Annotated in this window: 11 protein-coding genes; 8 read left to right on the top strand and 3 right to left on the bottom strand. The window is 30.7% G+C overall.

Translation table 11 applies throughout. The annotated features are described in order from the left end of the window. The first annotated feature begins 20 nt into the window (after positions 1 to 20). The 8 genes from K324_RS0111055 to K324_RS0111005 all read left to right on the top strand — a co-directional run bounded on the left by K324_RS0111055 (position 21) and on the right by K324_RS0111005 (position 11339). Positions 21 to 650 carry a ComF family protein gene (locus tag K324_RS0111055; protein ID WP_248615386.1) on the top strand — a complete coding sequence of 210 codons (630 nt, stop codon included), beginning with the start codon at positions 21 to 23 and terminating at the stop codon, positions 648 to 650. Beyond that, entirely contained in the window at positions 647 to 3226 is a 2580-nt protein-coding gene (locus K324_RS0111050; protein ID WP_026749176.1) for an alpha-amylase family glycosyl hydrolase, read from the top strand. The genes K324_RS0111055 and K324_RS0111050 overlap by 4 nt, the downstream gene beginning before the upstream one ends. A 66-nt stretch (positions 3227 to 3292) precedes the next feature. Then, a complete protein-coding gene (locus K324_RS0111045; protein ID WP_026749175.1) occupies positions 3293 to 4372 on the top strand; it encodes a thymidine kinase in 1080 nt (359 codons plus the stop codon). 66 nt (positions 4373 to 4438) lie between these two features. After that, positions 4439 to 5242, top strand: a complete 804-nt coding sequence (locus tag K324_RS14885) for a hypothetical protein (protein ID WP_051354453.1) — start codon at positions 4439 to 4441, stop codon at positions 5240 to 5242. Positions 5243 to 5711: 469 nt separating this feature from the next. Then, positions 5712 to 7919 (top strand): ATP-dependent helicase, encoded by a 2208-nt coding sequence (locus tag K324_RS0111020; RefSeq protein WP_026749173.1) that lies wholly within the window; start codon positions 5712 to 5714, stop codon positions 7917 to 7919. Positions 7920 to 7940: 21 nt separating this feature from the next. Beyond that, entirely contained in the window at positions 7941 to 8837 is an 897-nt protein-coding gene (locus tag K324_RS0111015; RefSeq protein WP_051354452.1) for a HindIII family type II restriction endonuclease, read from the top strand. Then, positions 8830 to 9738, top strand: a complete 909-nt coding sequence (locus K324_RS14875) for a DNA-methyltransferase (protein WP_036095639.1) — start codon at positions 8830 to 8832, stop codon at positions 9736 to 9738. The genes K324_RS0111015 and K324_RS14875 overlap by 8 nt, the downstream gene beginning before the upstream one ends. Before the next feature lie 170 nt (positions 9739 to 9908). Further along, positions 9909 to 11339, top strand: a complete 1431-nt coding sequence (locus K324_RS0111005) for a nicotinate phosphoribosyltransferase (RefSeq protein WP_026749171.1) — start codon at positions 9909 to 9911, stop codon at positions 11337 to 11339. A 296-nt stretch (positions 11340 to 11635) separates the two neighbouring features. Here the strand turns inward: K324_RS0111005 and K324_RS0111000 are convergent, their stop codons facing one another. From K324_RS0111000 to K324_RS0110990, 3 genes are all read right to left on the bottom strand, one after another. Beyond that, positions 11636 to 12397 (bottom strand): SH3 domain-containing protein, encoded by a 762-nt coding sequence (locus tag K324_RS0111000; RefSeq protein WP_026749170.1) that lies wholly within the window; start codon positions 12395 to 12397, stop codon positions 11636 to 11638. A gap of 89 nt (positions 12398 to 12486) precedes the next feature. After that, positions 12487 to 13272 (bottom strand): hypothetical protein, encoded by a 786-nt coding sequence (locus K324_RS0110995; RefSeq protein WP_026749169.1) that lies wholly within the window; start codon positions 13270 to 13272, stop codon positions 12487 to 12489. 18 nt (positions 13273 to 13290) lie between these two features. Then, positions 13291 to 13557 (bottom strand): hypothetical protein, encoded by a 267-nt coding sequence (locus tag K324_RS0110990; RefSeq protein ID WP_026749168.1) that lies wholly within the window; start codon positions 13555 to 13557, stop codon positions 13291 to 13293. Between the last annotated feature and the right edge of the window lie 96 nt (positions 13558 to 13653).

Here is a 13653-nt window from a genome sequence, read left to right as displayed (position 1 = left end):
ATATAATTTCTGGGGAGGAATTGGTTGAGTGTGATATTGTGTCAAAAGATACAAAAAATATTCTGAAAAGTCTGAAGAAATTGCGGAAATTAAATAATATTTACTATGTCTGGGACTACAACAAGGAGTTTAAGCAACTAATTTATTCCTATAAATATAATCGGAAAAGAATTATAGCAAAATTGATTGCTGAATTGATAAAAGATGAATTTTATTATGTTCTGAAACGGGAAAAGATAGATGTTGTCGTGAGTGTGCCTGTCAGCAGGAAACGGAAAAATGAGAGAGGGTATAATCAGGTTGATGAAATTCTGAATTGCCTGAAAGTGAATTATGTTCAAATTGAGCGGGTGAAAAATACGAAAAAGATGGCTGAAATTTTGGACGAAGAGGAAAGGAACAGGAATATTGAGGGAGCTTTTAGGATTTCCCGGAATGTTGATTTAAGAAATAAAAAGATTTTGATACTTGATGATATTGTAACAACAGGGGCTACGCTTCGGGAAATAAAAAATAGTATTTTGGAGCAGTTTGAGGATAAGAATGGGAATAAAGATTTTGGAATAAATAAAAAAAGCAACAATATAAAAATTACTGTTTTTTGTCTGGCTGCGGCTAGGGAAATTAAGGTAAATAGAGGAGAAATATGAGTTTTAAATTAAAAATGAAAGTTTTGCTGTTTTTGGTAAGTTCGGTTGTTTCATTTTCTGTACAGAATGAAAATTTTCAAGCGAATATTAAAAATAATGATGTAAATAATCGTGAGGATTATTTGATTAGCGCAGCAAAAAGAAAAAATAAGAATAAACAGGAAAGTGATGAAAATTCTGGGAATAATGAAACAGGAGAAAATCTAGAAAATTCAACAGAATCATTGAAATATAGCCAAAGAAATGATGGAATTATTGACTTAAATTCATTGGTTCATAGGGAAGATTCTGAATTTAGGGTACTTAATGGAACTAATGTAAAGATTATGTTAAGAACGAAAAATAATGATGTTTATTCTGCTGAAGTTGTCTACAATGGTGGGAAAAAAATGATGCGTGGAATTGGAAATTATGGTGGTAACGAGATTTTTATGGCTGAAATTCCAAGCAATGTGTCAAGTTATTATTTTGTATTGACTGATGACAAGACTAAATATTATATGGGAAGAAATATTACGAAAAATCCTGCAAATGTAGAGAAATTTGAATATTCACGTTCTACAAAACTTACAACAATTCCAGAATGGGCTAGAGGCTCTGTTGGATACCAGATTTACATTGATTCATTTAGAAATGGCGATGTGGATAATGATGCGATTTTTAATGAGTTTGGGACGGATGACTTTTCAGAGCCTACTGGAGAAATTCGTTCAGGAACATCTAAGAAAGACTTAGTGCTGGCATATTGGGGTGGAAATGAAAAGCCGCAATTTTCATTGAATGAATGGAACAGCAACTACGAGGAAAAAAATGAATGGGAAGAAAATACGTTAAATGATGTGCAGAACTATACACGTTATTATGGCGGAGATTTACAGGGAATAATTGATAAACTTGACTACATAAAAAATCTTGGTGTGGAATACATAATTTTATCATCGCCATTTTATTCACTTTCAAATCATAAATACGACACGATTTACTTTAATCACGTGGATCCGTATTTTGGCTACATAGAGCAGACTGGAACATCGAAAGGGCTTGACATAAAGGCAAAAGTCCACAATAACAATGGGGATAAGGAATTAAACTTACTTATTTTCAATCCTGAAACAGATAAAAATTTACTTGATGAAGATTTACTGAATGTAAAGAGCTGGATTTGGACAGATTCTGATTTACAATTGGCAAGCCTTGTAAAACAGGCTCACCAGAAAGGGCTGAAAGTGGTACTGGAAGTAGCTCCTGACACAACATCAAACAGATTTTTTGCCAGAAATAACAAGGAATTTTCTGACTGGTATCTAAAGGATACTGTGCTTGACTTAAAAAATCCGCAAGTTAGGAATTATATTGAAAATGCAATGAAAAAATGGATTTTAGGGCCTGATGAAACTTTTAAAAAAGATGTGTATGATGACGGAATTGATGGGATAAGATATGTTTATTATGACAATGAGAATAAGGAATATCTTGCACAAATTACAGAAAATTTGAAAAAATATAAACCTGATTTGCTTATTACAGGAGAAGTTTCAAACAGTATTACAAAGGATGTTGAAGATGGAATTTATGATAGTGGAGCAGATTATAATATTGTCAATAACATTATAAAATATACCGTGAACACTAATCCAAGCTATCGAATTGACGGTGTGGAATTTGCTACAAAACTGAATGAAATTTATAATAGATATTCAAGCAACCGTTTTAATATGACACAAGTGTTTATCGGTTCTCTTGATACGGACAGAATTTTTAGTGGAATGATAAATCCAAACAGGGTTTACGATAGAAATAACCAGTCGGATCAGGGATACTTGAATATTCGTCCTGACTTATACGATGGAACAGCTGTAAGTAAACTGAAAAGAGTTGTTGCGATGCAAATGATGTTGCCTGCGACACCAGTTATCTATTATGGGGATGAAAAGGGAATGTGGGGAGCAGATTCTCCAAGAAATAGAAAGCCGATGTTGTGGGAAGATTATGAACCGTATGATTCTGAAACAGATAACATAAGCAAATATAAGGATAGACTTAGAAGTTTTCCTAACGTTGTAGAAGTAAATGAAGTTCAGAAATGGATTTCATATCCTGTAAACAGCAATACTGACATTGAAAATCATTACAAAGCATTACTAAAAATCAGAAAGGAACATAAAAATCTATTTAAAAATGGGAAATTAAGAATTTTAGAGGTTTACAGCGATTCTAAAACAAAAGGGCGTATAGATTCAGAAATATCAGCCTATTTAGCAGATCAGAACAGACGGGCAAAACTGTATCAAGGGCGTGATTTTACACCAGCAAGGCCAAATACAGACTTTATTTCCTATGAAATTTCAGACGGAAATGAATCAATGATAATTGTGGTAAATAATGGAGCAGATGAATATCCATTGTCATTGCAAGTACCAAAATTATTTGGATTTTATAGAAATCAGCTGAATTTAAAGGAAAATTATGCAATTTCTGATAAAAAAATTCAGATTAATGTAAAGCCTTATGAAGTCAAGGTTTTATATAGTAATGCAAAAAATATGTTTGATTCATTTAGACAAAATAAAAATTAAAAATGAATGGGGGCAAGTCCCCCTTTTAAAACGTAAATTATAAAATGATAGAAAAAGGAAGATAAAATGATACAAAATTCTAAAATAGGAACATTGGAAGTTGTTACTGGAAGCATGTTTTCAGGAAAAAGTGAGGAACTTATAAGAAGGCTTAGAAGGGCTGAGTATGCAAAGCAGAAGATAGTGGCATTTAAGCATGCCATTGATAACAGATATGGGGAAGAGGGAGTATTTTCGCATGGAAATGACAGTTTTAGAGCTTATCCTGTGAGTGATGTTTCTCAAATGGAAGAAATTATGGAAAAAAATGTTGATGCGGAAGTGATTGGCATTGATGAAGTACAGTTTTTTGGGGAAAAGGTTGTTGAGTTTTGTAAGAAGTATGTGGAATATGGGAAAAGAGTGATTGTTGCAGGGCTTGATATGAGCTTTAGGGCAGAGCCTTATGAGCCAGTGCCAGAACTTATGAGCATTGCCGATCAGGTGGATAAACTTCATGCGATTTGTATGGTTTGTGGAAAGCCTGCTTATGCGAGTCAGCGTCTTATCAATGGGGAGCCTGCTTATTATGACGATCCGCTGGTTATGGTTGGTGCAAATGAAAATTATGAGGCAAGATGCCGCAGACATCACATTGTAAGGCATAGAACTGATAAAAAAGGGAAAATATATTTTATAGTTGGAACTGAAATTAACGTTGGCAAAAAATTTGCCCAAAAAATGTATGAAGAACAGTTAGTTGATAAGAAAAAAATAGAAAGTATTGTTATAAAAGGGCAAGTGGACGAAAATGAAAAAAGTGATTTAATAAAATTGCGTGAACAAATAAATACAGCATTAATTGAAAATGACTATATTTTTGTCAGAATTACTGGCGGGCTTTTGTTAAAGCTGGAAGGAAGTTACAGCATTCTGGACTTTATGTGTGAATTTAGAAAAAATTCAGAAGTAATTATTGTTTCAAAAAATAAAAAAGGTGTACTTAATCAGATTTTATTGACAGTTGATTTATTAAAAAAATCAGACTTGAACTTGAAGGAAATTGTTTATAAGAATGGGAATAGTCATGCTGGAGAAGAAAAGGAAGAAAATGGTGTTATTGAGAAAATATCGAAAATAACGGAAGTAAAATATCGGGAGTTGTAAGATTTGAATAATACTTAAAATTATGAATGTAAATTAATAGTAAAATTTGAAAGAAGGAATTTAAGAATGAAAAAATTATTGATTGTTGTTTTGCTTAGCTTTTGTGTAATTGCTTGCGGAAAGAAAAATCAGGAAATTAAAAATGGCAATAAAAAAAATTCTGTTCAAAATGCTGAATTAAGAGTTAAAACAATGGAAGATGAAATTAAAGAAATGGTAAATATTTGGAATGAAGCTTCAAGTAATGCGGATTTTGATACATTGGAAAAAATATTAGCAGATAGAATTGAATACTATCAGACAACAGTATCGAGAGATTATTATATTAAAGACCAAAAGAAATTTTTTGAAAAAAATCCAGTTTATGGACAAGTATTAAAAGGTGATATTAAAGTAGAAAAAATCTCAAATAAACAAGTGAAAGCAGAATTTGTGAAAGAAGTTACAACAAAAAAAGGAATAAAAGATTATCCGTCATATTTAGTATTTGAAAAAATTAACGGTGAATGGAAAATTATTTTAGAAAGTGATTTAGTTTCTGATGCGAACATAAGAAAACAAAAAATTGCTAAGACTAAAACAATAAGCAGTTCAGAAGAAGCATACCAATTAGTACGAAAATCTATCATTAAACATAATTTGGCTAATGTTAATTGTATAATGACTTTAGATGGTAAACAAGATGAAAATTACTATTATTTTGATATTCGTAGTGATAATGAAAAGTGTGGTGGAGATACAGGTGTAGCACCACGATTATTTAGTTATCAAGTAAATAAAAAAACAGGAAAATTAAAAACAGATTCAATGGATTGGGCTGAAAAAGTTGGGAAAGATCCTGGAGCGATGGAATTTCAGGCGATAGATTAAAATTTGAAAGAAATGAGTTGAAATGAAAAAATTTCTTTTATTAGGTATTGTTATTTTATCATTTATAGTGTGAGGAAATGATCAAATATTTAAATCAAACTCAAAAGAATATTTTATAATCAAAGATAAAAATATCATTAATAAAAAAAATAGTGACAAGTTTAGATAAAAGTAATTCAAAATATGAAATTTTAATTGGATTAGCTCATCCAAATGGGACAATACTTGATTTAAAAAATCAAAAGAATAAAAAAATAATAGGAAATCTCCTAATGGATATTCCTTCTCTAGAAAGTCTTTCAGAGTGGAGGAAATTATATGGAAGTAAAAAATAACCGTATTATAGCACCATTTGGAAGTCAAAGACTTTTTGAAGAATATACTTTAAAAAATAATAGAATTGTCAAAACAGTCAACTAAAAAAATTAATGATGTCATAAACAAAAAGAAAGTTTTATAAAGGAGAAATATGAGCAGTATTTTAGATGAATTAAACGAAGAGCAGAGAAAAGCTGCAGAAAAGATAGAAGGGCCTGTATTGATACTGGCTGGAGCAGGAAGCGGTAAAACACGGACAGTTACTTATAGAATTGCACACATGGTAAAAGAAATAGGAATTTCGCCACTTAATATTCTGGCACTTACTTTTACGAATAAGGCGGCAAGGGAGATGAAGGAGAGGGCTGCGGCACTTATTGGACATGAGGCGAATAATCTTGTAGTTTCTACATTTCACTCGTTTTCGGTAAGATTGCTTAAAACTTATTCTGAAAGAATTGGATATGGGCGAAATTTTAATATTTATGATGTGGATGATCAGAAGTCGATTATTACAAAGATAAAAAAGGATATGGGAATTAAGGATAATGATAATGTTCAGCCAGGAAAACTTGCAAATAGAATTAGTAAATTGAAGGAACAGGGGATAGGAATTAAGGAGCTTGAACGTGAAATTGATATGAGGATTCCTGCGAACAGACTTTTTGGCGAGATTTATCAGAAGTATGATGAAGTTTTGAAGGCAAATAATGCGATGGATTTTTCGGATTTGCTTTTGAATGCGAGAAAATTGCTGGATGATGCTTTTGTGCTGGAAAGAATACAGGAAAGGTATCAGTATATTGTGGTGGATGAGTATCAGGATACTAACGATATTCAGTATGAAATGATTAATCTAATTGCAGCAAAGTATCGAAACATCTGTGTCGTAGGAGATGAGGATCAGAGTATTTATGCATTTCGTGGGGCAAATATCAATAATATCTTGAACTTTGAGAGAGATTACAAGGAAGCATTTACGGTAAAACTGGAAAGAAATTACCGTTCTACAAAGAAAATACTGGATACAGCCAACGAGCTTATTAAAAATAATAAAAGTTCAAAAGGAAAAACACTTTGGACAGATGGCTCTGATGGAGAAAAAATCAAGATTTATAATGCAATGACTGTTTATGATGAAGCAGATTTCATTGTAACAGAGATGAAGAAAAAGAAAAGAGATGGTTCCGATTACAAGGATATGACGATTTTGTACAGGACAAATGCACAATCAAGAGTTTTAGAGGAAAAACTGCTGTCTGCAAACATTCCTTACAAAATTTACGGCGGGATGCAGTTCTTTCAACGTAAGGAAATAAAGGATATTTTGGCATATTTGAGCCTTTTAAATAATAAAAATGATAATCATAATTTTTATCGTATAATTAATGTTCCAAAACGTTCTGTTGGAGAAAAGACACTGGAAAAAATACAGGAAGTTGCAAATGAAAAAAATATTTCGATGCTTGAAGCGCTTCACTACATTGATGAAATTCCAGTAAGAGCAGCCACAAAATTGGCATTAAAGGAATTTTATAATTTGATGCAAAGCATTTATTCGAGCCTTGAGGAAATGTCAATTAAGGAAATATTTGATGAAATTCTTATAAGAACACGTTATATTGACTCAATTGAAGACAATAAGGAAGACAGAGTTAGAAATATTGAGGAATTGCTAAACAGTATTACCGAAATTGAAAAGCAGAATCCGAATATGTCGTTAAATGAATATCTTGATATGATTTCATTAAGTTCGGCGACTGATGAAATGGAAGATGATGAAAATTATGTAAAACTTATGACAATTCATAGTTCGAAAGGACTGGAATTTGATTATGTATTTCTTGCGGGAATGGAAGACGGGCTATTTCCATCAATTTCTTTTGACGCTCCTGAAGAAGAGCTGGAAGAAGAGCGTAGACTTTGCTATGTGGCGATAACTCGTGCTAAAAAAGAACTGTTTATTTCCTATTCTTCATCAAGAAAAATTTGGGGAAAAGATGACAATTTACGTCGTCCATCAAGATTTATCTACGAAATGAAGCAAGACAATCTGGAATATGTGGGCGGAAAATACGGAAGTTTAAAAGGGCAATCTTCAGCTCCAAGAAGTTTTACACCGAAAATAGAAAATTTTAATCCATTTTCTAAAGATAAACTGGGAACATTTGGTAAAAAATCAGGCTCTCAAACAACTTCAAATGTGAATTCTAAATATAAAGTTGGAGATGTGGTTAATCACAAGAAATTTGGACGTGGAAAGATAAAAAAAGTGGATATGAAAAGCATGATTGTGGAATTTATGGTTGGCGAAAAGAAAATAGCATTAGTGCTGGCAGATAAAATTTTGGAAAAATGAAAAACTGGGAGAATGATAACAGTGAATATATTTTATAAAATGTTAGAAAAAATTGAAATTATTTCAAAACAGAATAATAATTTTATTGAAAATTCTATAAAAATTAATGAGTTTATAAAAAATATAACTAAAGAAGAGTTACTTATCCTATTAAGAGAAGTAGGAACGATTCCAGAATCAATAAAACACGATTCGACAGAAGAAAAATTATTTTCAAAAGCTTCGGATTGCATTTTATCAAGAGCTTTTATAGAGATAGGTTTAAAATCTAATATTCTTACAGAAAGATCTGATTCAGCTGATATTATAGTGGAGTCAATATTTCACAATTATACATTAGTTGCAGATGCAAAGGCTTTTAGGATGAGTAGAACTGCAAAAAATCAAAAAGATTTTAAAGTAAAGGCTCTTTCCAGTTGGAGAAAAGATAATGATTATGCAGTGTTGTGTTCTCCTTATTTTCAGTATCCAGTTAAAGAAAGTCAAATATATAAACAGTCTTTAGAAGATAATGTATGTTTATTTAGCTGGGAATATTTCATATTTTTAATAGAAAATAATATAGTAGAAAGTAATGAAGTTTCATTTGCATCAATCTGGGATTTTTCTAATAATTTTGAAATAAATGGTACGATGAAAAAGGCAAAAAATTCATTTATAGGAGAACTAGATAATAAAATTTTAGAACTAGTTAATAATCAAAAAATTTATTGTGAATTTAAAGCTATTATTGAACAACAAATTAAAAGTCTAACTGATAGAGGAAATATAGAAAAGAAATTTTGGAAGGAAGAAGAAAATAGAATAAGAAATCTTACATATGAAAAAGCAATAGAAGAATTAATTATAACTAAAAAACTAAATAATAAAATAAAGCAGATTGAAAAATATATTGGAGATTTAAAAAAATATGTTTAATAAAATTGTACAAGGAGATTCGATAATAGAATTAAATAATATTGATTCAGCTAGTATACATGCAATAATTTCAGATATTCCTTATGGAATAGGAATTGATGATTGGGATGTATTACACAATAATACAAATTCAGCATATGGTGGTGCGACATCAAACCAGTTAAAATTAGGCAATCATTTTAAAAGACGGGGAAAACCTTTAAATGGCTGGAGTGAAGCAGATAAAAAAATTCCATTAGAATACCAAGAATGGTGCAGAAAATGGACAAGTAATTGGTATCGAGTTCTAAAACCAGGTGCAAGTTGTTTTATATTTGCTGGGAGAAGATATGCTCATAGATGTATTGTAGCAATGGAAGAAGCTGGCTTTACTTTTAAAGATATGTTGTCTTGGGAAAAAATGAGAGCGCCTCAAAGAGCTCAACGGGTTTCAGCTGTTTTTGAGAGAAGAAAGGATTTTGAAAATGCCAAAAAATGGGATGGATGGAGATTAGCTAATTTAAAGCCTTTATTTGAACCTATTTTATGGTTTCAGAAGCCTTATACTTTAGGAGGTACTATAACAGATAATATTTTAAAGTATGAAGTGGGAGCATGGAATGAAAGAGCATTTAAAGAGAATAAATTGTTTGCAGATAGTATAGATATTTCAAATATTTTAAAAGTTGAATATAATAAAAATGATACTGGATTACATAAAGCACAAAAACCTTTAAAATTGATTGAAATTTTAATAAAATTGGTAACATTGGAAGGACAAGTAGTTTTGGATCCATTTGTAGGCTCTGGAACTGTGTGTGCTGCAGCAAAAAAATTAAATCGTCAATTTTTAGGAATAGAAATAAATCCTGAATATGTAAAAATTGCAAATGAAAGGATTAATAAAATTTTAGGAAAATAAAAATATAATTTTTGTATGGTAAAATCTTTTTGTTTTAGTCAAAAAGGTTTTATTGTATTTTTTTAATATTTTCAAAGAAAAAAAAGTTATAATTGAATATACAAATAAAAAAAGTATAGGGAAGGAGAGTATGATTTTTACGTAACTTGCAATTATCATACAAAATAAAAATGAAAAATTTAATATTATCGACAGATTCTTATAAAATTACTCATCCATTTCAATATCCAGCAAATATGTCGTATATGCACGATTATATCGAAAGTCGTGGTGGCTTATACGGATATGTAAAATTTTTTGGACTGCAATATTATTTAATGGAATATTTAACAAAAAAAATTACAAATGAAATGATAGATGAAGCCAAGGAAATTTGTGAACTGCATGGATTGCCATTTTTTGAAGAGGGGTGGAGATACATTGTAGAGAAGTTGGATGGGAAATTGCCACTTAGAATTAGGGCTGTACCAGAAGGTAGTGTTGTAAAAAATCACAATGTACTGGTTACAGTGGAATCAACTGATAAAAATGTACCTTGGATTGTAGGCTGGGTGGAAACATTGCTGTTAAAAGTATGGTATCCAATTACTGTTGCCACATTTTCGTATAAGGCAAAACAGATTATAAGACACTTTTTGGAAGAAACAAGTGATAATGTAGAGTCGGAATTGAAGTTTAAATTGCACGATTTTGGTTATCGTGGTGTTTCCAGCGAGGAAAGTGCCGGAATTGGTGGAATGGCTCATCTTACAAATTTTTATGGAACAGATACCTTAAATGCACTTGTCTTTGCCCGTAAATATTATGATGAAAAAATAGCCGCTTACAGTGTGCCTGCTTCTGAACATAGCACAATGACTTCATGGACTCAAGAATATGAAAAAGAGGCATATGAAAACATGCTTGATAAATTTCCAAAAGGAATTGTTTCAATCGTTCTTGACAGCTATAATTTTTTTAATGCGGTAGAAAATATTATCGGAAAAGATTTACGTGAAAAAATATTGGCAAGAAATGGAATGGTTACAATACGTCCAGATAGTGGAGATGCAATTACAAATATTTTATTTGCACTTGAAAGTCTGGAAAAAAGTTTTGGTTATACGATAAACTCCAAAGGGTATAAAGTTATTAACAAAGTCCGAGTTTTGCAGGGTGATGGAATTAATGAAGATACAATCTGGGATATTTATAAATCTTTAAAGGATAACAAATATTCTGCTGAAAATGTTACTTTAGGCTGTGGAGGCTCACTTTTACAAGGAAATGATAAATCTAGCATTAATAGGGATACTCATAAATTTGCCATGAAATGCAGTTGTATAAAAATCGGAAATGAAGTTAGGGATGTTTATAAAAATCCTGTTACTGATAAAGGGAAAGTCAGTAAAAAAGGACGGCTTGACTTGATAAAAAATGAAAATGGGGAATTTGAAACAATAAATATTTCAGATTTGCCTGAAAATCAATACCATAAAGATTCTGTAATGGAATGTGTTTTTGAAAATGGAAAAATTTTAAAAACATATACTTTTGAAGAAGTGAGAAGAAATGAAGATTTATTATATAATCCCAATTTAATCAGAGAAATATCAAAATAAAATGGGAAAGGTTCTGTACTGTTAATGAAATTGACGGAGTAAAAAAAGTTCCTGAATAAAATAAAAAATAATTTAATTATTTATTTTGAAATAATTTTTTACAATAAAACTAAATTTAAAAGTTTACTCAAACCCCATTATTATTTATTATTGATTCAATATTAAAGGAGTTTGAGTTTACTTTATAATTAATTATCTCTTTTATCATTTCTATTTGGATAATCTACTGAAATAAATTGCAGTCTTTAAAGACATTTTTTATGTTTTCCTTTAATTCACTTTTACAGGCATAAAATTTATTGTACTAATTTTAATTGACTTTTATGTATAAAGCCATGTCCAGATTCATCATTTGTATCTGAATAATACATGATGTATTTCCAGTCACCAAAGTCCTGTGTTATTGCTACATAATAACCATTCTGAACTTTCTTTATTATATCGTATTGTTTAGAAGGCCCTTTTCTTATATTTGTATAACCTTCTTTTGAATATATATTGTATACTTTATTATCCTCTGATCCTATTACTCTGTTAAGACTTTCTCCTAAATCCATATTTTTTGGTACTTTGACTGTTGTAGATGAAATTTTTTCATGTTTTACTATTTCTGCATAAAAGTAATCTACTGCACAGCATCCAGCATATATTTTAACAGGTTTTAAAGTTAATTTTATGGGCTGAATGACATATCCCCATTCATTTTTTTTCATTTTATTTTCAATATCTGGAGATATTTCCTTTCCTATATTTAATATTCTGTTATACATTTCTTTTCCGCTTATTCTTCCATCTGTATTTCCAGGCCATACAATCAGAACATTATTCATAAATTTTTCTTTGTCTTCAGGAGTAAATTCCAGATATATTGCAAAATTTCCTGTTCCGCCTTCTTCTGTTATAGGAAGAACAGTATTTTTATCATATTTTCCATGTGATCCCCATACAAAGCGTAACATTCCCTTAGCTTCTGTAGTAATATTAGTATCTTCATTATTATTTTTTCCAAACGAAATGCATGTAATTACAAGCATTAACATCAACAATATCTTTTTCATAAAAAATCACCTCTTAGCTTATATTTTTTAATAGTCTATTGAAATAAATCAATATTTTAAAGGTTACCTTGTGTTTCTCTTTGATTCAATTAACCTCCAAAAGCTGTAAAGTATATCGTCATAATAAGCATTATGAGAGCAAACCATGTTAAGAAACAGATTGGAGGTGAAAACAGTGCTGATAGCATAAATTTTAGAATCTCTTCTGGTTTAATCTTTATTTTTTCCTGGTAACGTTTCTTTTTCCCGTTTTCAGATATTATATAAATCCATGGATAGTCATATAGCCATTGAAGTCCAAATCTTATAAAAATAATAGGTACAGTAGGCACAGTAATACAAAACCATATCGCAGAGGCACTAATATCGAGTCGTGAAAAATTAAAGCCGTTTATAAATAAAGCTATTATTACTGGAAAGAAAAGTGTAGCAATTGCCATCATTAGCATACTCGTTGTTCTTTTAGCTGAATGAAAAGTATAGGTTACAATCTGTTCTTTTCCATCCAGTTTTTCTCTGAATACTGGTTTTTCTATTTTACGCTCAATAATATCTTCTCTAAGAATCAATTTTCCCCGTTCCCGTCTGTAAGTCTGATTACCAGTTGAAAATATATTCCTGTACTTTGTAATGCTGAAACCGTTACTTGAACCATCATCAAGCATGGTAACAAATATAATCAGAAAAACTAATGTAACAGCTGCTGTTAGAGTGAGGGCTTCTTTCTGAGTTATATTTTGTGCAGACAAAAATGCAAAATAAATTGCAATACAGACTGTGATAAGTACCGAAATACCTTTTATCCACCATGGAATAGAAATATATTTTGAATCTTTTTCAGCATAAACACTTATCTTGCCAGTTTGTCCGTTCACAGCGACATTAACATTTCCCTATGCACAATTGGACAGAGCTTCATTTTTCTCAAATACAAGTGTTGCTCCACATCCACTGCAAGACGTTGTTGACATTTTAAAATTTTTGGCAGATTTTTTTATCCTCTGACTTTGATTTTTCTGGAATTCAATCTTTTCTTTACGTGCATCCTCAATTTTTACTTTTTCACCACAATAGCCACACCGATAAATTTGATGAACAATGTCAAACTTTGCAGGTGCTCCGCAAGCTGGACAAAATATACTCAATATTTCCTTTCCCATAAATTAATCACTTCTTTCATAATTTGCTCCATTTCTTAAAAATATACATCATAATGATCTATTCCTTCACCATTATCTCCATTTTTCTTAAGGCTT

Source organism: Leptotrichia trevisanii DSM 22070, from assembly GCF_000482505.1.
In the GTDB taxonomy this organism is placed as follows: Bacteria; Fusobacteriota; Fusobacteriia; order Fusobacteriales; family Leptotrichiaceae; genus Leptotrichia; species Leptotrichia trevisanii.
The sequence above is the reverse complement of the archived record's forward strand: the minus strand, read 5'-3'. Positions and strand labels throughout refer to the sequence as shown.

Bases quoted from the DNA above. Each gene is read 5' to 3' on its own strand.
- K324_RS0111045 (WP_026749175.1), top strand. From the start codon at position 3,293: ATGATACAAAATTCTAAAATAGGAACATTGGAAGTTGTTACTGGAAGC.
- K324_RS0110990 (WP_026749168.1), bottom strand. From the start codon at position 13,557: ATGGGAAAGGAAATATTGAGTATATTTTGTCCAGCTTGCGGAGCACCT.
- K324_RS14875 (WP_036095639.1), top strand. From the start codon at position 8,830: ATGTTTAATAAAATTGTACAAGGAGATTCGATAATAGAATTAAATAAT.
- K324_RS0111020 (WP_026749173.1), top strand. From the start codon at position 5,712: ATGAGCAGTATTTTAGATGAATTAAACGAAGAGCAGAGAAAAGCTGCA.
- K324_RS14885 (WP_051354453.1), top strand. From the start codon at position 4,439: ATGAAAAAATTATTGATTGTTGTTTTGCTTAGCTTTTGTGTAATTGCT.
- K324_RS0111050 (WP_026749176.1), top strand. From the start codon at position 647: ATGAGTTTTAAATTAAAAATGAAAGTTTTGCTGTTTTTGGTAAGTTCG.
- K324_RS0111000 (WP_026749170.1), bottom strand. From the start codon at position 12,397: ATGAAAAAGATATTGTTGATGTTAATGCTTGTAATTACATGCATTTCG.
- K324_RS0111005 (WP_026749171.1), top strand. From the start codon at position 9,909: ATGAAAAATTTAATATTATCGACAGATTCTTATAAAATTACTCATCCA.